The sequence below is a fragment of the Novosphingobium profundi genome, assembly GCF_018491765.1.
GTDB lineage: Bacteria > Pseudomonadota > Alphaproteobacteria > Sphingomonadales > Sphingomonadaceae > Novosphingobium > Novosphingobium profundi.
Genome location: NZ_JABWCU010000017.1, coordinates 49313 through 74109, shown reverse-complemented (window position 1 = coordinate 74109; position 24797 = coordinate 49313). Strand labels below are relative to the sequence as shown.

16 protein-coding genes and 1 pseudogene are annotated in these 24797 nt (G+C 65.9%); 7 read left to right on the top strand and 10 right to left on the bottom strand.

The annotated features are described in order from the left end of the window. Positions 1-15 precede the first annotated feature (15 nt). Genes hutG through hutI form a run of 3 tightly spaced genes read right to left on the bottom strand, consistent with a single transcriptional unit; the run spans position 16 to position 3559 of the window. A complete protein-coding gene (gene hutG / locus HT136_RS19230) occupies positions 16-822 on the bottom strand; it encodes an N-formylglutamate deformylase (protein WP_214201452.1) in 807 nt (268 codons plus the stop codon). Then, on the bottom strand, positions 819-2348 hold the full coding sequence (hutH, locus tag HT136_RS19225) for a histidine ammonia-lyase (RefSeq protein WP_214201451.1): 1530 nt from the start codon (positions 2346-2348) through the stop codon (positions 819-821). The genes hutG and hutH overlap by 4 nt, the downstream gene beginning before the upstream one ends. Then, a complete protein-coding gene (hutI, locus tag HT136_RS19220; protein WP_214201450.1) occupies positions 2345-3559 on the bottom strand; it encodes an imidazolonepropionase in 1215 nt (404 codons plus the stop codon). Before hutI ends, hutH begins: the two co-directional genes overlap by 4 nt. A 102-nt stretch (positions 3560-3661) precedes the next feature. Here hutI and HT136_RS19215 point away from each other — a divergent pair, with 102 nt between their 5' ends. The 3 genes from HT136_RS19215 to HT136_RS19205 all read left to right on the top strand — a co-directional run bounded on the left by HT136_RS19215 (position 3662) and on the right by HT136_RS19205 (position 8191). Beyond that, on the top strand, positions 3662-5041 hold the full coding sequence (locus HT136_RS19215) for a formimidoylglutamate deiminase (protein WP_214201449.1): 1380 nt from the start codon (positions 3662-3664) through the stop codon (positions 5039-5041). Beyond that, positions 5038-5751, top strand: coding sequence for a histidine utilization transcriptional repressor HutC (hutC, locus tag HT136_RS19210; RefSeq protein WP_214201448.1), 714 nt, complete (start codon positions 5038-5040; stop codon positions 5749-5751). Before HT136_RS19215 ends, hutC begins: the two co-directional genes overlap by 4 nt. Positions 5752-5980: 229 nt before the next feature. Beyond that, positions 5981-8191: a TonB-dependent siderophore receptor gene (locus tag HT136_RS19205; protein ID WP_214201447.1), complete on the top strand. Its 2211-nt coding sequence runs from the start codon at positions 5981-5983 to the stop codon at positions 8189-8191. A 206-nt stretch (positions 8192-8397) separates the two neighbouring features. Here HT136_RS19205 and HT136_RS19200 read toward each other — a convergent pair whose 3' ends face one another. Further along, positions 8398-10404: a tetratricopeptide repeat-containing sulfotransferase family protein gene (locus HT136_RS19200; RefSeq protein ID WP_214201446.1), complete on the bottom strand. Its 2007-nt coding sequence runs from the start codon at positions 10402-10404 to the stop codon at positions 8398-8400. A gap of 88 nt (positions 10405-10492) precedes the next feature. Beyond that, positions 10493-13150 (bottom strand): TonB-dependent receptor, encoded by a 2658-nt coding sequence (locus HT136_RS19195; protein WP_214201445.1) that lies wholly within the window; start codon positions 13148-13150, stop codon positions 10493-10495. A gap of 384 nt (positions 13151-13534) precedes the next feature. On the opposite strand from HT136_RS19195, the gene HT136_RS19190 reads away from it, so the two are divergent. Next, on the top strand, positions 13535-15088 hold the full coding sequence (locus HT136_RS19190; RefSeq protein ID WP_214201444.1) for a BCCT family transporter: 1554 nt from the start codon (positions 13535-13537) through the stop codon (positions 15086-15088). A 36-nt stretch (positions 15089-15124) separates the two neighbouring features. On the opposite strand, the gene HT136_RS19185 is transcribed toward HT136_RS19190, so the two are convergent. The 4 genes from HT136_RS19185 to HT136_RS19170 all read right to left on the bottom strand — a co-directional run bounded on the left by HT136_RS19185 (position 15125) and on the right by HT136_RS19170 (position 19849). Next, entirely contained in the window at positions 15125-16642 is a 1518-nt protein-coding gene (locus HT136_RS19185; protein WP_214201443.1) for a DUF4139 domain-containing protein, read from the bottom strand. Further along, positions 16642-18051, bottom strand: a complete 1410-nt coding sequence (locus HT136_RS19180; RefSeq protein ID WP_214201442.1) for a DUF4139 domain-containing protein — start codon at positions 18049-18051, stop codon at positions 16642-16644. The genes HT136_RS19185 and HT136_RS19180 overlap by 1 nt, the downstream gene beginning before the upstream one ends. 305 nt (positions 18052-18356) lie before the next feature. Further along, a complete protein-coding gene (locus HT136_RS19175) occupies positions 18357-18749 on the bottom strand; it encodes a hypothetical protein (protein ID WP_246543921.1) in 393 nt (130 codons plus the stop codon). A 152-nt stretch (positions 18750-18901) separates the two neighbouring features. After that, the gene (locus tag HT136_RS19170; RefSeq protein WP_343222242.1) at positions 18902-19849 is read right to left on the bottom strand and encodes an SDR family oxidoreductase; all 948 of its coding nucleotides are present in this window, start codon (positions 19847-19849) and stop codon (positions 18902-18904) included. 48 nt (positions 19850-19897) lie between these two features. On the opposite strand from HT136_RS19170, the gene HT136_RS19165 reads away from it, so the two are divergent. After that, on the top strand, positions 19898-20731 hold the full coding sequence (locus tag HT136_RS19165) for a helix-turn-helix transcriptional regulator (RefSeq protein WP_214201440.1): 834 nt from the start codon (positions 19898-19900) through the stop codon (positions 20729-20731). Positions 20732-20823: 92 nt separating this feature from the next. On the opposite strand, the pseudogene HT136_RS19160 reads toward HT136_RS19165, so the two are convergent. Beyond that, positions 20824-20987 (bottom strand): annotated as a pseudogene (locus HT136_RS19160) (IS5/IS1182 family transposase); the annotation flags it as partial. Positions 20988-21426: 439 nt separating this feature from the next. Between HT136_RS19160 and galA the strand changes: the two are divergent. Continuing rightward, positions 21427-23862: a beta-galactosidase GalA gene (galA, locus tag HT136_RS19155; protein ID WP_246543919.1), complete on the top strand. Its 2436-nt coding sequence runs from the start codon at positions 21427-21429 to the stop codon at positions 23860-23862. Positions 23863-23993: 131 nt separating this feature from the next. Beyond that, complete coding sequence (locus HT136_RS19150; RefSeq protein WP_214201438.1) at positions 23994-24773, top strand: FadR/GntR family transcriptional regulator; 780 nt, start codon at positions 23994-23996, stop codon at positions 24771-24773. The last annotated feature ends 24 nt before the right edge of the window (positions 24774-24797 follow it).

The window sequence follows — 24797 nt, the reverse complement described above, 5'->3', positions numbered from 1 at the left end:
GCATTTTCCTTCAGGTCAGGAACGGGCGAAGGCGAGGCAGGCTTCGAGCACGTCGTGCAGGATCGGGGTGAGGGTGGCGGCGCGTGGGGGCGAGATGGGGGCGGGCCAGTTGGTTTCGTCGGGCGCTTCGGGCTCGTTGAGGTAGGCGCGCATGGCGAGTTCCATCTGCACCGCGTGGAAGCCTTCGGCGGGCCGTCCGTAATGGCGCGTGGTCCAGCCCCCCTTGAAGCGGCCGTTGACGACGTGCGGCAGGCCCGAGGCGGCACAGAGCGTAGCGATTTCGGCTTCGAGCGCGGGGTCGCAGGTCGCGCCGCCGTTGGTGCCCAGGTTGAAGACGGGCAGTTCACCGTCGAACAGGCGCGGGATCGCGCTGCGGATCGAATGCGCGTCGTAGAGCACGACTTTGCCGTGCGCGTCGCGAAGGCGCGTGCGTTCGTCTCCCAGGGCGGAATGGTAGGGATCGAACCAGAGCGTGCGGCGCCGCGCAATTTCGGCCTCGTCCGGCGCGGCATGGGCGTAGAGCCGTTGACCGTCGAAAGTGGTCGTCGGGCACAGTTCGGTCGTTGCCTGCCCCGGATAGAGCGAGGCACCCGAAGGGTCGCGGTTGACGTCGATCACGCTGCGCGAAATGCGCGTGCGCACCGTCGTGGCGCCGAGATCGCGGGCAAAGGCATAAAGTTCATCCACCCACCAGTCGGCATCGCGCCGCGCAAGCCAGGGCGAGACGAACGCGCCTTCCGCGTCTGCGAGCTCGGTGCCGGTGTGCGGAAAGGCGACGAGGAGCGGCGCCTCCCCGCGATGGATGTCCAGCCAATCGGTCATGAGACCTCGGGCAGCAACGTGTCGGCGACGGCCGCGAGCGCGCCCGAGCGGATCAGCGCGTTGGCGGCCTCCATGTCGGGGTGGAAGTGGCGGTCGTCGGCCAGCGCGGGAACCTGGGTGCGCAGCAGCGTGCGCGCGGCCTCGAGCGCGCCCGAGGAGGCGAGCGGTGCGTGGAACTCCATCCCCTGCACGGCGGCGAGAAGCTCGATGCCGAGCACGGCGGTCGCGTTCTCGGCCATCTCCATCAGGCGCCGCGCGCCGTGTGCGGCCATCGAGACGTGGTCCTCCTGGTTGGCCGAAGTCGGGATCGAATCGACACTGGCGGGGAACGCACGCTGCTTGTTCTCCGAGACCAGCGCGGCCGCCGTCACCTGGGGGATCATGAAACCCGAATTGAGCCCGGGCCGCGGGGTGAGGAAGGCGGGCAGGCCCGAAAGCGCGGGGTCGATCAGCATGGCGAGGCGCCGCTCGGCAATCGAGCCGATCTCGCACACGGCCATGGCGATCATGTCGGCGGCGAAGGCGACGGGTTCGGCGTGGAAGTTGCCGCCCGAAAGGGCTTCGTCGGCTTCCGGGAAGATCAGCGGGTTGTCCGAGACGCCGTTGGCCTCGATCTCGAGCGTCGTCGCGGCCTGGCGCAGCACGTCGAGCGCGGCGCCCATGACCTGGGGCTGGCAGCGTAGGCAATAGGGGTCCTGCACGCGTGCATCGTTTTCGACGTGGCTGGCGCGGATCGCCGAGCCGGCCATCAGCGCGCGCAGCGCGTCGGCCACCTCGATCTGGCCGCGATGGCGGCGCAGCGCGTGGATGCGCGGATCGAAGGGGGTGTCCGAGCCCTTCGCGGCCTCGGTCGAAAGCGCGCCGGTGATAAGCGCGGAGCGGAACAGCAATTCGGTCTCGAACAGTCCGGCCAGCGCGTTGGCGGTCGAGAACTGCGTGCCATTGAGAAGCGCAAGGCCTTCCTTGGGGCCGAGTTCGAGCGGGGCAAGTCCGGCGCGTTCGAGCGCCTCGATGGCGGGAAGGCGCGCGTCTCCCACGAAGATTTCGCCCACGCCGATCATCGTTGCGGCCATGTGCGAGAGCGGGGCCAGATCGCCGCTCGCGCCGACCGAGCCCTGGCACGGCACCACCGGGGTCAGCCCTTTGGCCAGCATCGCCTCGAGCAGGGCGAGCGTTTCGCGGCGCACGCCCGAGGCCCCTTGCGCGAGGCTGGCGAGCTTGAGCGCCATCATCAGGCGGATCACGGGAACCGGCGAGGGCGCCCCGGTGCCTGCCGCGTGGCTGAGCACGATGTTGCGCTGGAGCACGGCGAGGTCCTCGTCCGCGATGCGCACGCTGGCAAGCTTACCAAAGCCGGTGTTGATGCCGTAGACGGGCTCGCCCTTGGCAAGGATGCGCGCAATCGCCGCCGCGCTCGCCGCGACCTTGGGCGCGCAGGACGGGTCGAGGCTGAGCGCGGCGCCGCGGTAGATCGCGCGCCAATCGGCCAGGCTTACCGCGCCGGGGATCAGCAGGACTTGGGTCATTTTCCACTCCAGATGCGCGCATGGAGGGGATTGAACCCCATGCGGTAGACAAGGTCGGCCGGGCGCTCGATGTCCCAGATGGCAAGGTCGCAGGCCTTGCCCACTTCGAGCGTGCCCAGTTCGTGGGCCAGGCCCAGCGCGCGCGCGGCGTTGCGCGTGACGCCAGCCAGGCATTCGGGCACGGTCAGGCGAAACAGCGTCGCGCCCATGTTCAGGGTGAGGAGCAGCGAGGTCAGCGGCGAGGTGCCCGGGTTGCAGTCGGTCGCAAGCGCGATCGGCACGCCGCCCGCGCGCAAGGCTGCGACCGGGGGCAGTCTGGTCTCGCGGCAGAAATAGAAGGCGCCGGGCAAGAGGGTTGCGACGGTGCCGCTCTGCGCCATCGCGGCAATGCCGTCTTCGTCGAGGTGCTCGAGGTGATCGGCCGAAAGCGCGCCGTAGCTCGCCGCGAGCCGGGCGCCGTGAAGATTGGAAAGCTGCTCGGCGTGAAGCTTGACCGGCAGGCCCAGCGCGCGCGCCGCATCGAACACGCGCCGCGTCTGTTCGGGCGAAAAGCCGATGCCCTCGCAAAAGGCATCGACCGCGTCGGCGAGCCCTTCCTCGGCCACGCGCGGCAGCATTCGGGTGCACACGAGGTCGATGTAGCCGTCCGGATTGCCGGCGAATTCGGGCGGCAGGGCGTGGGCGCCGAGGAAGGTCGTCACCACGCGGATCGGGCGAAGCGTGCCGAGTTTCCGGGCGGCGCGCAGCAGCGACAGCTCGCTCTCGACGTCGAGCCCGTAGCCCGATTTGATCTCGATCGTGGTGACGCCCTCGGCCAGCAAGGCGTCGAGACGGGGCAGGGCGCTGGCGACGAGTTCGTCCTCACCCGCCGCGCGGGTGGCCTGCATGGTCGAGACAATGCCGCCCCCGGCGCGCGCGATCTCTTCGTAGCTTGCCCCTTCGAGACGCATCTCGAATTCGTGCGAACGGTTGCCGCCGAAGACGAGGTGCGTGTGGCAATCGACCAACCCGGGCGTGATCCAGCGCCCTGCGCAGTCGATCGTGCGCTGTGCGGCGAAGGCGGGCGCCCCGGTCGCAGGGCCGACGTGGATGATGCGGCCTGCGCGTGCGGCGATCACACCGTTCGCAATCGTGCCCAGGGCATCGCCGGTCCCGCGTGGCTCGGCCATCGTGGCGAGCCGGGCGTTGGTCCAGAGTGTGTCGATCTCCATCGGTCGAATCCCGTCGTGTCGTTGTCCGCGTCCTTGGCCTCTCGCTGATTGCAGTGTTCGTTATTAATGTATAGACAAAATTTGCAAACAAGGAGATCTGCGATGGGCGAAGCGGTGGCAAGGCCCTGTCCCGGACTGTTTTTCGACGAGGCGCTGCTGCCGACCGGTTGGGCGCGCAACGTACGTGTGACCGTGCGCGAAGGCCGCGTGGAGACGCTCGAGTCGGATGCAGCGATGGAGGCGGACGACGAGCGCCACGCCTGCGCGTTGCCGGGCATGCCCAACCTGCACAGCCATGCCTTCCAGCGGGGCATGGCAGGTCTCGCCGAATGGCGCGGCGAGAGCGCGGACAGTTTCTGGACCTGGCGCGAGACCATGTACCGCTTCGTGCGCGCGCTTGGTCCGCAGGACCTCCATGCGATCACCGCAATGGCCTGCGTCGAAATGCTCGAGACCGGTTTCACCCGACTGGGCGAGTTTCACTATCTGCACCATGCCCCCGATGGCTCGGCCTATGCGGACCGGGCCGAGATGGCCGCCGCCATCGCCGCTGCTGCGAGCGAGACCGGCATCGCGCTCACCTTGCTTCCGGTCTTCTACGCGCATTCCGGCTTCGGCGGCCTGCCGCCGGGCGATGGGCAGCGGCGCTTCCTGCATGATCTTGACGGCTTCGTGCGGCTGCTCGATGCGAGCCGGGGGGCGCTTGCGCCCTTGCCCGATGCGGTGCTGGGCCTTGCGCCGCACTCGCTGCGCGCGGTGGCGCCCGAGGAATTGCGTGCGCTGGAAGCGCTCGCGGGTGAGGGGCCGGTGCATATCCACATCGCCGAGCAGCTGCGCGAGGTGGAGGACTGCCTCGCCTGGTCGGGCGCGCGCCCGGTCGAATGGTTGCTGGCGAACGCCAAGGTCGATGCGCGCTGGTGCCTGGTCCATGCCACGCACATGACGCCTGACGAAACGCAGGGCCTTGCCCGCTCGGGCGCGGTGGCGGGGTTGTGCCCGATCACCGAGGCGAACCTGGGCGATGGGCTGTTTCCGGCCGCGCGGTTCCTCGAGGCGGGAGGGCATTTCGGGATCGGGAGCGATTCCAACGTGCGGATCGATGCCAGCGAGGAACTTCGCCTGCTCGAATACGGGCAGCGTCTGGCCGGGCGGGCGCGCAACGTATTGGTGCGCACGCCCGGTGCGTCGAGCGGCGCGGCGCTGTACCAAGGGGCGCTCGCGGGTGGCGCGCGCGCGCTCGGCGCGCCGGCTGGGATCGCCCCTGGCCACAGCGCGGATATCGTCACGCTCGACACCGGGCATCCCTCGATGGTGGGACGCTGCGGCGATGCGCGTCTCGATGCCCTTGTCTTCGCGGCGGGGCGCGAGGGCGTCGATTGCGTATGGCGGCGCGGAGAAAAGCTGGTAACCAGCGGAAAACACCACAATCGGGCCGCTTTTCAGGCGCGTTACACCGCCACTCTCGAAAGACTTCTCGCGTGAAGATACCGCTGCAGGAACGCATCCGTTCCGATTTCGAGGGGCGCATCCTCTCGGGCGAACTGGCGCCGGGCGCGCGCCTTCCCATCGAGCAGGAGCTGATGGTTGCCTACGGCTGTTCGCGTATGACGGTGAACAAGGCGCTTAGCGCGCTGGCGCAGGCGGGCCTGATCGACCGGCGCAAGCGCGCGGGCACGTTCGTCGCGCGTCCCAAGGTCCATTCGATGGTGCTCGACGTGCCCGACCTTGCCGCGCAAGTGCGCGGACGTGGGCAGAGCTACCGTTATGTCCTGCTGCGCCGCGCGCGCCGCCGCCCCGATCCCGAACGTCCCGCCGAAGGCGCGCTTGCCGGCGGCGGGGATCTCGTCGAAGTCGACGGTCTGCACGAGGCCGATGGTGTGCCGCTCGCGATCGAGCGGCGGCTCGTCAGCGCCGATGCCGTCCCCGCATATGCCGAGGCGGACTTCCTGCACGAGTCGCCGGGTAGCTGGCTGCTCCAGCACGTTCCCTGGACTGAGGCGGAGAACCGGATCAGCGCGGTGGGGGCGAGCGTTTCGGAAGCCGATCACCTCAAAGTCGTGCCGGGGACGCCATGCCTGTGCGTGGAGCGGCGAACCTGGCGCGGGGCGGAAGGCATCACCAACGTACGCCTGCTCTTCGTCGGCGAAGCCTACGACCTGATCGCGCGCTTCGGACCTTCGCAACCGGGCTGAGGTGCAGGCCTTTTCCGGGCAGCAACCCTCGCGCCCCGGCATTTGCCTGACACCTCCTGCATCGGTGCATTGTCAAGCCCACGCATTCGCGTTTCCGGCCGCCTTCCACCCGGTGATGCGTGGATGGCGAGGTTCCGCTTCCACGAATGCGGGCTCCTTCGCAAAAAAGTTGCGATTGATTATCATTAGGAGTAGTGCGCCGCCAGTTCTTTCCAGGAAGGCGTCTGAAATGTTTGTGAAAATCTCTACGCGGGGCTCACTCTTGCTGGGCGTGGCGGGCCTCGTGATGGGCTCGGGTGCGCTCTCGGCCAAGGCGACGGCAGCGGATGCCGAGAGCGCCGACGCCACGGTCGATTCCGCGACCGGAAGCGCACGACGCGACGAGATCGTGGTCACCGGCGACCGCGCGATCAACCTCGCCAGCGCGGGGACCAAGTCCGACCTGCCGCTGTCCGAGACGCCGCAATCGGTCACCGAGATCGATTCGAAGATGCTGGCCGATCTCGCCATCCAGAACCTCAACCAGGCGATGCGCTTCGTTGCCGGCGTCACGCCGGAAACGCGCGGTTCCTCCGCCGAAGTCTACGACCAGTTCAAGCTGCGCGGCTTCGACGTGCCGACCTTCCTCGACGGCCTCAAGCTCTTCACCAGCCCGACCGGCTACGCCTCGCCGCAAGTCGACGTTTCGCGCATCGACCGCATCGAGGTCGTCAAGGGCGCGGCCTCGGCGCTCTACGGCGCGTCGAGCCCGGGCGGCTTCGTCAACGAGCAGAGCAAGCTGCCGATCGATCGCGATTTCTACGGCGCGGTCTCGGCCAGCTATGGCAGCTACGACCAGTACCGCGTGGATGGCGACGTCGGCGGCAAGCTCGGCCAGGGCGTGCTCTGGCGGCTTTACGGCAGCGCCAATGGTGCGGACACCCAGCAGGACTTCGGCAAGCGCGAACGCCAGACTCTCTCGGGGGCAGTTACGCTGGGGGCAGGCAGCTCGACCGACTTAACCATTCTGGCGGCCTATTCGCACGACCCCTATAACGGCAACTACGGCGCTTTCCCGCTGGTGGGCACGCTGATCGACAACACCGGGGCGGACGGCGACCTGCCGACCTCGTTCTACGGCGGCGAGCCCAACGACTATTTCAGTCGCGAGCAGATGGGCGTGACCTACATGTTCAACCACGACTTCGGTGGCGGCTGGAAGTTCCATTCGGCCGGGCGCTACCAGTACGTGAAGAGCGACCTGGGTATCGTCTATACCTCCGGGCCGCAGGCCGATTCGGAAAGCGATCCCACGCTCTACGGCCGTTCGTCCTATGCCACACACGAACAGCTCAACAGCTGGGTGATCGACAACCGCCTGACCGGCGAAGTGCGCACCGGTCCGCTTGTTCATGAGCTGATGTTCGGTGTCGACCGTCAGGTCGGGCATTCGCGCGAGCTTTACGCCTTCGGGGGCGCCACTTCGATCGACGCCTACGATCCTGTCTATGGCACGATGGCGACGCCTGCGAGCCCCTACGACGTGATCAACTACAGCCTCGATGGCTATGTCGATCCTACGCTGACCGTCGCGCGCCAGCGCCAGCAGGGCATCTACGCGCAGGACCAGATCTCGCTGGGCGATCTTCGCGTACTGCTGAGCGGACGTCACGACTGGGCCCGCGCCGAAGTCGACGGCCAGGTCACCAAGGATACCAAGTTCACCTGGCGCGCGGCCGCGCTCTACAAGACGAGCCTGGGCCTCTCGCCCTACGCCAGCTACTCGACCTCGTTCGACCCGCAGGCTGCAGAACTCGAAGATGGCTCGCTGGCCACGCCTTCGCTTGGCAAGCAGTACGAATTCGGCGCTAAGTACCTGATCCCGGGCACCGACATCCTGGTTTCGGGCGCCTATTTCCACATCGAGCAGACCAACCTCCTGGTCTACGCGCCGGTGACGTATGCCGCGACGCAAGTGGGCAAGGTGCGCTCGAAGGGCTTCGAGCTCGAAGCCGGTGGTTCGCTGCCCTACGGCTTCGACTTCCGCGTCGCCTTCAGCACGCAGGACGTGAAGGACGTCGAAGATTCCGATCCGGATCTCGTCGGCCGCGGGATTGCGGTCGTGGGCAAGGGCGGCACCAGCGTGAACCTCAACTGGGCGCCGCGCAGCGGCCCGGCCGAGGGCCTCACCATCGGCGGTGCCATGCGCCACGTCGACAGCACCTATGCCGGTCTGGCCACCGACGGGACCGCCTACAGCACGCCCAGCTACACCGTGTTCGACGCGCTGCTGCGCTACAATCTCGCCAAGCTGGGCACTGGCTTCGAAGGCGCGAGCGTGAGCCTCAACGCCAGCAACCTGTTCGACAAGAAGTACCTGACGAGCTGCTATGCCGCCTATAGCTGGTGCTGGTACGGCAACCGCCGGACGGTGCAGGGGACGCTCAGCTTCACCTGGTAAGCGTATGGTTTCAGCGCTTCGGGCCGGTACGGGGAGACCCGTTGCCGGCCCGATGTGTCTGAGGCCTTCCGCCGGTAATGACCGTCGCGGGCTGCTTGCTGACGGAAAATCCCCTTTTCTCATTGCGCACAATCTCAAGGCCACCGACTTTGGTGGTTTGGATGCAGAGTGTGGCTACGCTTTACCCAGGGGTGGCCATAAGGACTTTAGTCTGGGGCGACATCTGCCAGTTGACGTCGAAGAGGCTCCAGGTGGTCGGCATAGGGTTTCCAGGCATCGACACCGGCCTTGTTGATCGGGCGGCGCACTTGTTCGGAGCTGGCCGTGCGCACGGCTCGATCGGTCTGGTGGAACGCCAGGCAGGCGGGATCGAAGGGGAGGCCCAGGTAGTCGAGCATGCGGCGCACCTGACCTTCCAGATCGGCCAGCACGTCCTCGTGCTGCACGCTTAGAATCGCGCCGGGAAGGACCGCCTGCCAGTGATCCATGAGCCTCACGTAGTCGGCGTAGTACTGCCCGATTTCGGCGAGGCCATAAGTGAACTCCTGCCCTTCGGCGAAGAGCTGCTTGAAGCCCGACCAGCAGCAATCGAGCGGCGCGCGGCGCGCATCGATGATCTTCGCGTTGGGCAGGATCAGGTGGATCAGGCCGATGTGACGGAAGTTGTTGGGCATCTTGTCGATGAAGAAGGGCGCGCCCTGGCGGTGGATGCGCGTGCTCTCGATATAGCCCCGCCCCATCGCCTCGAGCTGCTCGGGGGCGAGGTCGTGGAGTACCTCGGGATAGCGCGAGGTGCCCGCATGGCGGCCGCGCAGGCGGTGGGCAAGCGCGAGGATGTCGGGCAGTTCCAGCGTACCGTCGACCATCGGATGCGAGGCGAGGATCTGTTCAAGCAGCGTCGAGCCCGCGCGCGGCAGGCCGACGATGAAGATCGGGTCGGGGGCGGGGCAGCCGTGACCTGCGTTGCGCGCGAAGAGGTCGGGCGTGGCGCTGGCGGCCTGTGCGGCAAGCTCGGCGCTCATGCGGTCGGCATCGTAGCGGGTCTGACGGCGTTTGAGCTCGTTGCCACGTTCGTAATGCGCGAAGGCCTCGGCGAATTCGCCCGCGTCCTCGCAGGCCTTGGCCAGCGCGAATTCGAGGTGGACGCGGTCCATGAAGCCAAGGTCGCTGCGCTGCAGCTGGGCGCGCATGGCGTCGCGTTCCCCGGCCGCGAAACGCAGCGTCTTGAGATTGGCGAGCGCGTACCAGGCATCGCCGTGATCGGGCTTTTCCGCGATCGCCGCGCGGTAGCTGGCGACCGCGGCGTCCTGCGCGCCGGTGGTCTTGAGCGCGTGGCCCTTGCTGGTGAGCGTCGCGGGATCGCCGGGCACGCGTTCGAGCACTTCGTCGAACAGCGCGAAGGCGCGGGCATAGTCGCCGGTCTGCATCGCCTCGATCGCGAGGTGCGAGGCGAAAAGCGGATTGGCGGGGTCGCGGGCGTAGAGATGCTCGGCCTGGCCGAGGGCCTGCGCGAACTTCTGCCGCTTGCGCAGGACCTGGATGTAGTCGAGCCGCAACTGGACGTTATCCGGCGCGAAGCCGACCGCGCTTTCAAGCAGGAATTCGGCGTCGTCGAGAATGCCCAGGCGCGCGCCGATCTCTGCGAGGAGGCGCATGCCTTCCACATCGCGCGGATGGGCGCGCAGGTAATGGCGGCAGAAGTCCTCGGCGCGCAGCAGGCGGCCTTCGTGAAGGTGGTTCATCACCGCGACGAGTTCGCGCGGCAGGGCGGCGATGCGGCGACCTTGCGCGTGGGCGGCCTCGGCTTCGGCGGGGCGGCCTTGCGCGGCGAGGAGATCGCCCTGCGCGCGCCAGCTGGCCTCGAGCGCCGGATTGTAGCGCACGGCGCGCGCATAGGCGGCGATAGCGGCATCGTCCCTGCCTTGGGAGCGGGCCAGATGGCCGTGCTCCTGCCAGGCGCGCCCGTACTCGGGGCTGACGGCGAGCAGGCGTTCGAGAAAGCCGTTCGCATCCTCGAACCGCGCGAGGTAACGGCAGGCGACGGCGGCGAGATAGAGCGCATCGGCACTGTCGGGCGTGCCTTCCAGCGCCGTGCGGGCCTCGGCCAGCCCATCCTCGAAGCGGCCGGCCTGGAGGGCCTTCTGGCCTTGCGCGAGGTGGGCTGCAAGGCGGGCGGCGGGATCTTCGCCGGGCAAGGTGCGTGCATCGCTCATGACGGGTTCTCCTTGCGCACGGCGAAGCGGCAGGCAAGGGCCCAGCCCCTGCCTGCCGCCATGACCTGCCGCGCTGGCGCGATGGGCCTCAGTAGTGCCAGCCCATCCGCACGCCCACGGTGAGCGGGCGGTTGATGACCACGCGGGCGCGGTCGAAGTAGAAGTTGCCGGAAACCTGCGCGCGCTTGTCGGTCAGGTTCTCGCCGTAGATCTCGACGTTCCAGTTGTCCTTCTCGATCCCCGCCGCGAGGCTGACCGTGGTGTAACCTTCAAGGCGCAGCCGGTTGATCGTGACGATGTCGGTGTACTTGTGCGCCGAATGCGTCACCTGCGGCATCACGTGGGCGACGATGCCATCGGCAAGATCCCACTCGTAGCGCGCCCGAAGGTTACCCTGGAACGGGGGCGCGTAGGCGAGCGAGGAGCCCTTCTTCACCGTGTCGGTGGGGGTAAGGACCTTGGTCACCTTGGAATCGAGGAACGAGAACGCGCCTGCCAGCGTGAGACCCGGCACCGCGTAGGGCGCGAAGGTGAAGTCGCCTTCGATGCCGTAGCTGCGCGCATCGGCCGCGTTGTCCGAGAAGGTCAGGTTGGTGATGCTCGGATCGAAGATCGTGGTCTGCAGGTTCTGGATGTCGAGGTAGAAGGCGCTCGCGTTGAAGCGCAGCTGGCGCTCGAACAGCTCGGTCTTCCAGCCGATCTCGTAGTTCTTCACCGTGTCCGACTGGAGCGCGAAGGGCACCGTGTAGCCCGACGAGCTGGTCGCGCCGCCCGGGCGGTTGAGCAGACCCGGACGGAAGCCCTCGGAGTAAGTGGCGTAGAACATGACCCCGTCGGCCGGGGTCAGCGAGACCGTACCCTTGAAGATCACGCCCTTGTCACGTGCCTTGTCGGGCGCAGACAGCGCGTTGAACACTTGCGTTGCTTGCGCCTCGGTGAGTCCGGCACCCATGATGTCCTCGACCGACTGGCCCTTGGTGAAGGTCGTGCCCAGCGCATCGCCGCAGGTGCCCACGAACGTATATTCGCCATCGCCGTCGTAGAGGTCGCTGAGGTTGGTTCCAAACGCGTTCACGTCGGTGCCGCCCGCGTTGCAGAACGAGCTGTTGGCGGTGCCGGTGAGGTCCACCGAGACATCGTAATAGCGCATGCCGAAGCTGGCCGAGAGCAGGTCGGGCACGACGTCGTAGTCGACCTGGCCGAAGAGACCGAACTGCTCGTCGGTGCGCTTCACGTCGTTGCGGAAGATGCCGCCCGCAGGCATGGCCTCGTCGGTGCTCGACCAGGCGCCGGGGAAGTTGCCATTGGCCGGGAAGCCGGTCTGGCCCCACAGGTCGACGTACTGGCTGCCCGGGTACATGAAGTCGCCCCGTTCCTTGAGCACCGTCTTCGACCAGAACGCGCCGCCCGTGGCGCGCAGGCGGTTCTCGCTCGGCGTCGAGAGGCGCAGCTCCTGGGTGATCTCCTTGGTGCGGCTATGCGTGCGCACGTAGAGGTTGGGCGCCTGGCAGGTGCCCGAGGGCGCGGCCGAACCGGGGTAGGACACCGAGCCGTCGCAGATGTAGTAGGGCAGGTACTGGCCGACATAGAGGTAGTCGGTGTAGTCCACCGTCTGGTCGGTCACGCGGTCGGTGTAGGCGCCGTTGTAGACCACATCGAGCATGCCCAGGCGCCCTTCGACGGTCCAGGCGGTGTTCGAGAAGTCGTCCTCGAGCCGGTCGGGCGAGTAGCGCTGGATCGAGGGATCCTCGAGGCCCAGCTCCGGGTCGGCGTAGAACACGCCGTCGGAATCGACGTTCTGGCGGGTGTGCGAGAGGTTGATCGTCCAGTCCGGGGTCACTTCCCACAGCGCGCTCAGGCGGAAGCCCTTGTAGGTCGTGCCGTTGAAATCGTCCTGTACCAGGGCCTGGTTGTCGGCGGCCATGAAGTTGACGCCCGACAGGTCCTGCCCGGCCTGGAAGCCCGCGCGGTCGGCGCTGACGACGGTGCCGTTCTGGCGCACCGTGCCCGCCGAACGGAAGCGCGCGCTGTCCTGCGCGGTGACCGAGCCGTGCACGTTGTCGATGTAGCCGCCCTGGTCGTCAACGTAGACCACGGCGCGCAGGCCGAAGTTCGAGCTGACCGGCAGGTTGATCATGAACTCGCCGTTGTAGCTGGGATCACCCTTCTTGGTGAACGCCGCACCCGCCTTGGCCGAGGCGTCGAAGCCCGAAAGGTCGGGCTTGTTGGTGATCATGCGCACTACGCCCGCTTGCGAGCTGGCGCCGAACAGCGTGCCCTGCGGACCCGAGAGGACCTCGATGCGCTGGAGGTCGGCGGCGTAGACGTCGAGATTGCGACCCGGCTGTGCCAGCGGCTGCTCGTCGAGGTACATCGAGACGTTGGGGGCAAGGCCCGAGACGCCCGCAACCGTGAGGTTGGGCGTCGTCGAGGCAAGGCCGCGGATGTAGATCGTGTTCTGGCCCGGGCCGCCGCCGCCAGCGGTGACGTTGGGCAGCTGTTTCAAATAGTCGTCGAAGGTGTTGACGTTGAGCCGGTCGAGCTCGCGCGAGTCCAGCGCGTTGACTGAGACGGGCACGTCCTGGAGGTTCTCGGTGCGCCGGGTGGCGGTGACGACGATCTCGCTGACGCCGCCCTGGCGCTGGGTTTGGGTTTGCGGTTGGGCCGGTGCCTGCTGGGCCATGGCCGGCGAGACAATAGCGATTGCCAGCGCGCCGATCGACGCGCCGCTGCAATGCTTGAGCATGTGAAATCCCCTGTATCGTTCACAGTTCATGCGACACGCGCGCGCCGCGACGAAAGGGCACGCGCAGACGGCGCCCCGAAAACGCATCGAGACGCCATGATATCGTGGGCCAAGATTGAATTGATGTAGCGCCCAGATGTCAGCACATACCGATGTGAAGCGTTATGGCAACCGGGCAGAGCAGATTATTGCCTTGGAATTTTGAAACGTTGCATAATCACAACACGCACTATATGCGTAAAAGTTCTCAAAAATGCACATTGCATATCTCATTACAATGCGGCTCACTACAGACTTTTACTTATTTTTTACTTTGCACTTGTATTTCAATGCTCAAAGAAAAGGGAAGTAAACTTAGGGTCGAAAACTTGGAGTTCTTCTCGGGTGGCAAGTCAACCGGACAACGCAGCAAGTCCCATCTCCGATTTCAAGCCGACCGTGTTCTTTGGTGCCATTGCCGCGATCGGTGCGCTTATTGCCTTTGCCCTGTTTGACACGGATGTTGCGGCCGAACGTTTCCAGGCAATTCAGGATTGGGCCACGCACACCTTCGGATGGCTGTTGGTGGGCACGGTCAACGTGCTCCTGATCGCTTGTGCCTATTTCGCGTTCACGCGGCTTGGCAACGTGCGGCTGGGCGGGCGTGACGCCAAGCCGGCCTATGGCGCGCTCAGCTGGTTCGCGATGTTGTTCAGCGCGGGCATGGGCATCGGGCTGCTGTTCTACGGCGTGGCCGAGCCGGTCATGCATTTTTCCAACCCGCCCATCTCCGCCTTTTCCAACCCGGGTGCGACGCTGCCTCAAGGCCTGGCCCGCAACGCGCAGCACGCCATGGGCCTGACGTTCCTGCATTGGGGCCTGCACGCCTGGGCGGTCTACGCGATCATCGGCCTGGGACTTGGCTACATCTCATATAACAAGGGCCTGACGCTTAGCATCGGTGCGTTCCTGCGGGCCGCCTTTCCACGCATTCCGACTGTTCTGGTGGATGCCATCGACGTGCTGGCGATCACCGCGACGGTCTGCGGCGTGGCCGCCTCGCTGGGATTCGGTGCCTCCCAGATCAACGCCGGGCTCACGCTGCTTGCGGGCGTGCCCGACAGCGGGATGGTCAAGGCGATCATCATCGTCGTCGTCACCGGGCTCGCCACGCTTTCGGTAGCGCTTGGCCTCGATGTCGGGATCAAGCGCCTGTCGGAGGGCAACATGGTGCTTGCCCTCGCGCTGGCGCTGTTCGTCTTCGTGACCGGCCCGACGGTTTACCTGCTCGACAGCTTCATCCAGAACATCGGCTACTACGTGCAGCGCTTCGTCTACTTCTCAACCTGGACTGAAAGCTACACCAAGGAAGACTGGCAGAGCGCCTGGACGCTGTTCTACTATGCCTGGTGGATCAGCTGGTCGCCCTTCGTGGGCATCTTCATCGCGCGCATTTCCTATGGGCGCACGGTGCGCGAATTCATTGCAGGGACACTGCTGGTGCCCAGCCTTTTCACCTTTGCCTGGATGACGATCTTCGGGGACAGCGCGCTACACATCGAGCTGTTCGGCGCGGGCGGGCTGTCACAGGCGGTCAACGCCTCGATGCCCGATGCGCTGTTCGCCTTCCTGCACCATTTCCCGTTCAGCACGATCGCCTCGGGCCTGGCGATCCTGATCGTGGCGACGTTCTTCGTGACCTCGGCCGATTCCGGGGCGCTGGTCACCGCGATGATCGCCTCGGGCGGGCACCAGGAGGCGCGCTTTGTGCCTCGCGTGACTTGGGCCATCGCTATCGGCATCTTGGCCGGCGCACTGCTCTATGCCGGTGGGCTAGGGGCGTTGCAGACGGCAGCCATCGTCACCGGCTTGCCGTTCGCGCTCGTTTTGCTGGCGATTTGCCTGGGGTTGACCCGGATGCTCAAGGCAGAGGCCGAGCAGCAGGCGCATGCGTCATGACCCTCAAGCGGTGTCTTGGATTAGGGGCGTCATAGCTTAGTAGCCGTAGCGAAGTTGGGCTTCTTCCCCGGCAGCAAGCGATCGTGACCAGGTGGCGATCCCGTCCGTCTGCGGCAAATTCTCATCCTGCGAGATGATCTTCTGTCCGGGCGAGCCGATCGGGATTTCCACGAGGACCGGGAAGGGGTTGGCGTTGGTGATGCTTAGTAGCATTTCCCTTTGCGATACGACCTTCTGCGTTGCCAGGACTTGCGTACTCGTGCCGGCGGAAAGGCGAAAGGTTTCGCCTTCGGCCCGATCCGTCAGCGTGCCAAGACCCAGAAGCTGACGGCTCTCTTTTTGCTGCGCGTAAAGTGCCGTCGTGCCTTGGGGCAGGGCAAGGCCAAGCCCTGCGGCACGTTCATTGCGCAGGGCCAGCACGATCGCGGTCGGCGCGCCGTCCAGCCTCTGCCCGGCAAAGACAGCTCGGCGATAGCGGCGTTCGAACGGGATGTTTTCCCGCGCCAGTAGCGCGACTTGCTTCTGCGCGTGCGGCGCGACGCTGACGCGCTCGGGCACGCGGTAGAGTTTCAGGTCGCCCAGATCCTCTGGCGGAGGAGGGGGAGGGGGCGCGGGTGGTGCGGGCGCTGCCATGGCGAGTGGCGGCGGTGCCCCTCTAAGCCGGTGTTGAGCGGTGACGATGATCTCCTCTTGCGGCGCAGTGTGCGATGGCAGGTCGGAGGTCGTCGTCCCAAGCGGGAAACACGAAAGGCGCAGGCGTGCGATCGAAGCCTGCAACTGCGGGGTGGCAACGCGGTTGAGGCGTCCTGCGACGGCGTTCACTTCGGCTTCGGTGAACGCCTGCCCATTGCCGTTCGCCAGCGTCAGCCACGCGAACAAGTCCAGGCTACGACCATCGGGAGCCTGCGTCGCGACATAGCTCGCACGCCAATCGAAACCGGAGGCGAGGTAACTTAGCCGCACCGTGACCGTGCGGGCGGAGGGGCTGTCGGTCGTCACGCTCAGTACCGGCTTGCTCGACAAACCCGTTGGAATGCCGCCGTATACCAGCTTTTCGGGCAGGCCGGAGCATCGCAGCGCCTCTATTGCGCTGGCGGTGCGCAGGACGACGCCTTGTTGCGGGCCGGCGACGATCGTTGCTTCCTCGCTGGTGACGCGGCCGGTCGCCTTGTCCGTACGGGTGATCGTTACCTCCCGGCCGAGTGTCCCGTCGACGAGCGAGGCAGGCGAGAGCAGGCGCGCATCGCGGTTCTTCTCGATCGTGCCGCCGGGTAGTCCCTCGATCACCGCGCTGACGGGTACGATGCCCTCGGCGACGCCCTCGAAGCGAAGTTCCACGCGGCCGCGTGGCAGGCGGACCTTGCGGGTTTCGGTGATCATCGCGAAGCCGCGGGGGTTCGCGCGGTCGATCTCGCCCCGGGCATAGGGTGCGCGATAGACAGTCAGTGCCACGCGCGCGGGACCGGCCGAGACGACGATCCGGCCATCCAGCGCTGTGCCAGCGGATGGCAAGGCCGCGGCCGCGAGGATGACGGCGAGATGGAGCCGGGCCATCAGTAGCGGGTGTCGAACGTCGCGGTGACCACGGCCTCTCCGTTCGCCGGAACCGGCACCTCCCAGACGGCGGTGCCGGCGTCGCGGCGCTCGCTCTTGCGGCTTTCCTCGGTGACCCGCGTATCGCTCCAGTCGAGTCCGCCCTGCACCAGTTCCACCGTCACGCCGCGCGAACGTGCATTGGTGAGGCGATAGCGCATCTGGGTGCGCCAGCGATTGGGGTTGATCCGGGTTCGCGTCACCACGACGGGTTGTACCTTCACGTCGAAAGCGTCGCCCGTCGGCAAAGCGATGGTGGAGCCTTGCGGCGTGTGGCCGATGGCGTTCTCTCCGGTGAATTGCGGTTGTCCGCTGGCGTCGCGCACGTAGACGCGCACGGTTCCCGCGGGAAGGGCATCGCCGAGGCCGCCCGCGCCCGAGTTGGCGAAGGTCAACACGCTTTGCGCACTGCGCGCCTCATTCGCGCTGGCGAGCCAGCCGTTCTCGAAGCGATAACCCGAACTGGCGGACACGCCTTTCACGTCCAGGAAGCTGACCTGTTTGGTCTGCTTGTCCGCAATCGTTGTACGTTGTGCCAGCGGGTAGAGATAGAAGTCGCCCAGTTGCTCGCGCGAGGCGCTTTCGGTGCCGGGGCTGGTGCGTGTCATGCGGCGCGGCTGCGGCGCGTACATGGGCGCATCGCCGGAGCTTCCGACGTCCCCTGCGACCAGCAGGGTTTTCGCGTTGGAAAAGGTGGTGCCACTGGTGTTCTGTAGCGTTACCCAGCCTTGCACGTCGATCTTGCCGGACTTGTCATCGAACAGCGCGACATAGTCCGCGTTCCAGCGCAGACCACCCGTGAGGTACGTCAGCGTCGCCGGCCGCGATCCCGAGCGCGTGCTGGCCAGAGTTACCGAGAGAGTCGGGCGCGCGCGCAGGGATTGCGGTACCTCGTCGAATATGGCGCGAACCGGAAGGCCATCGTCGCGCAACACTTCGATCCGACCGTCGATATTCAGGACGACGCCGCCGTTCACCGCCAGCACGCGGGCGCGTTCGCGCGTCTCGGCGCCGGTGGCGGGATTTGTGCGGATCAGCGTGATCGTCTCTCCGATTGCCTTTTCCATCAGACTGGAAGGGGAGAGCAGGTCATAATCGAAGTTCTGTTCCACGATCGCCGCATCGGCGATGGTGAGCGAAACCGTCGCGGGGCGGATCTGGGCGCTGACGTCCGGAAAGTCCTGACGTACGCGTCCATTGCCGAGGGTCAGCGTGCGAATGTCCTGCACCAGCGCCACGTCGCCATTGTAGATCGAAATGGATAAGTCGCCCTGCGCGTTCTCCTTTGCGGGCAACGGCGCGTCTTGCGCCGCCAGCGGGATGGACGCACAAGCCAGCAGCGCTGCCCAGCCAAAGTACCTCTTACGCATCGACTTACCCCTTCGACCTCGCCTGTCGGTGCGGCATAGTGTCGAAGCCAGGTTGAAAAGACCAGTACGCGAACAGGATTTCAGAACAAATTCAACGAAGCAAATAGTCAGCCTTTGGCAATTGCCCGGCTGGGGTTGACCTCGGGCCTGGGCTTGACTGTCACATGGGTAAGATCAAGGCATCGCACCTCGCGTTCAGGATTGCGCCTTGGCCATCGCCGCCGTTCGTTGCGCAAGCGTCAGTCTCCGAACCGGTCCCTGCGCAACCCGAATTGCTGTCGCCGGTGCGGTGGCCGCGGCCTTGCCTATCGGTTATCTAACGACTGGTCGTTCTTGAACTCGACCCTCAGCGCAAGGAACGGCTTGGTTCCGCGGTTCAGTATCGCGTGAAGCCCCTCCGGTTCCACCCGCACGGCCTGGGCGATATTGAGCGCAGGCGCATCGACGCGCCTGGTCTCGACCGGGATGCCGTCAATGAGCTTGTATTCAATATAGGTGATTGGCTGGGGTTGCTCGAAATACATGAGGCTCGGCCATTGGTGATCGTGTACGGGTTCCGTCGCGCCGGCGGCCACCTCTACCCGCAGTACCCGGATCCTCTCATCTTCCAGCAGGATGTGATGGCTGCCGGGTGCAGCGGCCACCGCATCGTAGTTCCTGGCCTGTGCGCTGGCCGGGATCGCCGCGGCAATAATCATTACCATAGGAAGACAGTGTCGCATGACAATTCCTATCCGGAAGGTTCGCCGCTCGCATCAGGACGCACGAATGCAAGCATAACTGCGAACTGGGTGCCGGACCACAAAGAGATGTCTGCGGCCCGGTTCCCATGAAGAAAAGTGCAGCGCTGTCAGAGGGGATTGGCCGCGTAGTTCATCGCCTTGAGATCGGTCAGCAAATCGGGGCCGGTCGGCACCCATCCGGTAATTTCGCGGGTTCTGGCACTGGAGGCGGGCATGTCTTCACTTGCGAGCATGGCAAGCCATCCGAAGTAGTCTTGCATTTCGTGACGGCTGAGCGAAACCAGCGGCAGATCCAACCCATCGGCGAGGACTTGCGCGATGGCTCGGGCTGGAACCCCTTCTTCGGCAACCGCATGATAGCGCGCACCTGGTTCCGACCGGGTGATCGCAAGCGCGTAGAGGCGAGCGACGTCGCCGACATGGGCAGCCGGCCAGCGGTTGGCGCCTTCACCGACGAAGGCGACTTTCCCCTGCGTTCGCGCAATGGCGATCCAGCTCGTGATGAGGCCTTGTCGGCTCGTGTCGTGTACTTGGGGCAAGCGCATGACGGACACGTTGATCCCTTGCTCCAGCAACACCTGTCCGGCCTGTTCCGAGGCAATGCGGGGGTTCGGATGGTTGAAGTTGACGACGCTTTCGAGGCCAATGCCACCTTCGTCCGGAATTCCGATACCCGTTCCCGAGGTAATCAGGAGGGGACGGGAACTGCCTTTCAAAACTTCTCCGAAAGCGCTGATCACCTTGCGATCCTTCTCGCAATTTTCCACGAAACGGGAGAAGTCATGGTCGAAGGCGGTGTGGATGATGGCGTCCGCTTCTTCCGCGCCCGAACGCATGCTCGCGAGGTCTTCCAGTGATCCGCGATGGACACGCACGCCAGCCTCGGCAAGAGCCCTTGCCCCATCCTCGGATCGCGCGAGGCCGAGCACTTCGTGGCCGGCGGCAAGAAGTTCAGGCAGGATGCGTGAGCCAATGAAACCGGTCGCGCCGGTCAGGAATATCCGCATGATATATCTCCAAATGCGTTTGGAACGGGATATCATCGATTCAATCATCCTGTTAAAGTAGTGTCTTTATCAGGGTATAATGATCAACAGGCAGTCATGAATTCACCCAAGGACAACGCGCTCGGCATGTTCCTGCGCGATCGGCGCATGCGTCTCGACCCGGCGAGCTTCGGCTATCCCACGAGCCGCCGGCGGACTCCGGGTCTGCGCCGTGAGGAAGTCGCCCAGCGCGCCAATATCAGCGCCACGTGGTACACCTGGCTCGAACAGGGGCGCGGGGGAGCCCCGTCGGCGGATGTGGTCGAACGCATCGCCGCTGGCATGATGATGACCGAACCCGAGCGCGAGCACCTCTATTTTCTGGCGCTGGGGCATTCCCCCGAGGCGCGCTACAATCCCTTCGAGGCGATCACGCCGCGCCTTCAGCGTGTTCTTGATGCCATGCCGGTCAGCCCTGCGATCATCCGCACCGCAACCTGGGATGTCGTCGCCTGGAACCGCGCCGCGGCTACGATCATGACCGATTATGGAGCGCTTCCTCGAAAGGACCGCAACATCCTGCGACTGTTGTTTTCCAGTGCCCGCATCCAGGCGGCGCAGGAGGACTGGCTGGGTATCGCCCGCTTCGTGGTCGGGTCCTTCCGGGCCGACGCTGCACGAGCGGGAGCGGGGCAGGAAATCCGGCAGCTCGTCGAAGAACTCTGTGCGATGAGCCCCCTGTTCGCAGCTCTCTGGAGCGACAACGAAGTGGTTGGCAACGGTTCCGGGGTGAAGCGACTTCATCATCCGGATCTCGGCAAGCTCGAACTGGAATTCTCGACATTCGCCGTAGAAGGACGACAGGACCTGGTGATGATGATCTACAGCCCTGCCAATGATGACGTCGAGCAACGCATGCGAGACTTCCTGGAAGTTGGCGCGACGTTCTGATTTTGGGGTCGCAGGGGTCTTGCTGCGCAAAATCGGTCGCAGAGCAGCCTTTGGCCTTTATGTCCATCGCTTCCGCCGTGCCCTTCCAAGCCGCCAACCCGGCTTCCGGTCACTTCGGAAGCCGGGATCTCCAACGATCCGGCGTCTACACCCAGGCGAACTCTGCGCCACTGTCGCCGTTTGGAGGGACCATGCTTGCGCCTGCACCTCCCACCGCCTTGATGCCCGTGCTGTCGATCAGCAGGTGCAACGGCCCGGAACCGGGCTGGCAGCAGAGCAGACTGGGGTCCGCGCTTGCCGGTCGGATGGCCGCGGTAAAAGGCTTTGCGAATTGACCAATAGCGAAGTGGCGTACGCTCCATTGAACTCTCCGGCCCCCGTCGGTTCTGGTCCTTGCGTCGAAGGTTGGCTGTTTCTGCCTTTGCACGGCTTTGGTCGAACCCAATCCGAGCGCGAGAATTTCCGAACGATCTCTGGACAATGCAGGCCAATTCATGCTGATGTGTCGGACCAATTTGAATTGGAGGGGGAGGGGAAACATGCGGCGCAAGGACGACCGTTCGTGTCGTGCTCGGGGATCGGTGGAATCCGCTGGCGCATTACTGCCAATGGATCGGCGATCTGCGGTGCAAGCCGCCCTGGCGCTTTCGACGGCCGCAACTCTATCGTTTCCGGTGCATGCATCTGGAGCGGGCTTGACCGATAGCCGTTCGCCAAGGCGCGTTGAGCGTCTCGCGGGGGGCTGGCAATTCCATCTTGGGCACGCCACCGACATGACGCGCGACTTCGGCTTCGGGCGCAACCAGCGCACTTTCGCCAAGGCTGGCGCGCAGACTGCCGACGCCGCGATGCCCGACTTCGATGCCGATGGCTGGTCCGAAGTGCGCGTGCCGCACGACTGGGCGGTGAACCTGCCCTACGCTCCGCCGCGCGAGCCTGTTCCCGAGGCCGAGGCGGATGCGGTCGCGGCGCATGGCTTCAAGGCGATCGGCCGTGCCTATCCCGAGAACAGCGTGGGTTGGTACCGCCGTGCGCTGCCCGTCTCGGCCGCCGACAAGGGGCGCGCGGTCTGGCTCGAGTTCGACGGGGTCTTTCGCGACTGTATCGTGTTCGTGAACGGCTATGTCGTGGGAGGCAGCGCCAGCGGTTACGCGCCCTTCCGTGTCGATATCGCCGACTTCCTCGACTACGAGGGGGGACCCAACCTGCTGGCGCTGCGCGTCGATGCGACGTTGGGGGAAGGGTGGTTCTATGAGGGGGCGGGCATCTACCGCCATGTCGACCTCGTCAGCGCGGACCCGGTCCACATCCCGCAATGGGGTGTGTGCGTGCGCGCCACGCCCGATGCAGAAGGGGCGGGGGTCACGGTGTCGGTTGCCCTCGCCAATGCGGCGGGCACGCCGGTGCGCGCGCGGCTGGAGCAGCGCATCGAGGGGCCGGATGGCGCCACGGTGCTGACGCTCCCGCCCGCCGAGATCGACCTCGGCGCTCGGGGCGAAGGGGAATGGAGCGGGACGGCGCGCCTTGCCGCGCCGCGGCTGTGGTCGCCCGAAACGCCCGAACTTTACACGCTGGTCAGCGAGCTCGTCGTGGACGGAGCGCGTGTCGACCGTGTCGCGACGCGCTTTGGTGTGCGCGCGATTGCCTTCGACGCGGCGCGCGGCTTTCTTCTCAACGGCACGCCGCGCAAGCTGCTGGGCGTGTGCAACCACCAGGACCACGCCGGGGTGGGAACCGCCATTCCCGACGGACTCCACGCCTGGCGGATCGAAGTCATGCGCGAAATGGGCGTCAACGCCTGGCGCATGGCGCACAATCCCGCCGCGCAATCCCTGCTCGACTTATGCGACGAGACCGGGGTGATGATGATCCCCGAGGCGCGGCTCAATTCGACCAGTCCCGAGGCGATGGGCGAACTGGAACGGATGATCCTTTCCAGCCGCAACCATCCCAGCGTGATCCTCTGGTCGCTCGGCAACGAAGAGCCCCAGCAGGCGAGCGAGCGTGGCCGCCGCATCACCGCGGCGATGGCCGCTCGCGCCAGGGAGCTCGATCCGACCCGGCTTACCACCCAGGCCTTCGACAGGGGCTGGGGCGAGGGCGCCAGCCTCGCGGTCGACGTCGTCGGCTTCAACTACCGCACCGATCAGATCGCGGCCTTCCACGCCGCGCATCCTGATGTCCCGGTGATCGGGTCGGAGACCGGATCGACCGTCGCGACGCGCGGCGCCTATGCCAACGATCCTGCCGGGCACATCGTGCAGGCTTATGACACCGAACATCCCTGGTGGGCCTCGACCGCGCAGGAATGGTGGACGATCGCGGCGGACAGTCCCAACATCGCGGGCGGTTTCATCTGGACCGGGTTCGATTACCGCGGCGAGCCCACGCCCTATCCGTCCTGGCCCAGCGTCTCGAGCTACTTCGGCGTCGCTGATCTATGCGGCTTTCCCAAGGACGACTATTACTACTACCGCGCCTGGTGGCGGCCCGACCAACCGTTGGTCCACCTCCTGCCGCACTGGACCTGGCCGCAAAAGGCCGGGGCTGGCGGCAAGGGCGAGCCGGTCGAGGTCTGGGTCCACGCGAACGTCGAGGAGGTGGAGCTCGTTCTCAACGGGCGCAGCCTCGGACGCAAGGCGATGCCGCGCAACCGCCATCTCGTCTGGAAGGTGCCCTACGTTCCCGGAATCCTGGAGGCGCACGGATATACCGGCGGGCGCCGCATCGCCGGCGACGTGCGGCGCACGGCGGGTGCCCCGGCGGCGCTGCGCCTTGCCAGCGAGGTTCCCGGGCCGCTAGCGCCGCGCCTGCGGGCGGGCGCGCACGACCTGGCCGTGCTCAGGGTCGAGGTCGTCGATGCGCAAGGGACACCGGTGCCCGATGCCGACAGCCACATCACTTTCGATCTGACCGGCCCGATCCGTCTGCTGGGCGTGGGCAACGGTGATCCCACCAGCCACGAGCCCGACCAGGTGCCCGAGCGCCGTGTCTTTCATGCCCTGGCCCAGGCGATCGTCGAGGCGACGGGCAAGGCGGGGCGGGCCAGCGTCGTGGCCCGTTCGGCGGGTCTCGAACCGGCGCAGGTCGAAATCTTCGTGCATGACGCCGGCGCGGCAGGCGGCAGCTGACGCTCCCCTCCGCATTCGCGGTTCACGCGGCAAGCGCGGCTATCGCAGGTGGTGTTCTGGCGCGGTTCGCAGTAGCGTGAAAGCCGTCTGTCAAATCGGAGAATTTCTACATGGCCAAAAGGGTGAGTTCCTTGCCTGAGGCGGATCGGGCAAGGGAAGCCTCGGGGCTTGGGGGCAAGTCGGAGAAGCTCTACCGCAAGGTCATCGATGCCGTGCAGCAGGGTATAGACGCAGGGGCCTACCCGGTGGGGACGCGTTTGCCTTCCGAGCGCGAGATCGCCGAGGAGAACTCGGTCAGCCGCACGACGGTGCGCGAGGCCATGGTCGCGCTCGAGATGCTGGGCGTGGTCGAGATGCGCAAGGGTTCGGGCATCTATGTCGTCGACGGGATGCCGATTCGCGCAAGTGCTTCCGAGCTCGACGTCGGGGCCTTCGAGCTGATCGAGGCGCGGCGGCTTCTCGAGGGCGAGATCGCGGGTCTTGCTGCGCATTTTGCCAGTGACGCCCAGCTCGAACGCCTCGCGGAACTGCTTGAGGCGATGGAGGATCCCGACGAAATCAAGGGCGAGCAGGCAGACCGCGAATTCCATCAGGTGATCGCCGAGGCGAGCGGCAACGGCGCGCTCGAAGCGGTGGTGCGCGACCTGTGGGACATGCGCGAGAGGGCGCCACTGGCGCGCTCGATCCTGCACCGTGCGCGCGGGCTCGGGCTGGGCGCACGGGTCGACGAGCACCGGGCGATCCTGGAGGCTCTGCGCGCGCGCGACGCTCTCGCCGCGCGCCAGGCGATGCGTGCGCATCTCGAACGGGTCATCGACCACCTGCTTGCGATGACCGAGAACGACGACATCGCTGCCGCGAAGTCGCGCAGCGCCGCATTGCGCAAACGGGCCGCAATCCACTTCGGTTGAAGAAATCCAGATCGGCCCCTGAGT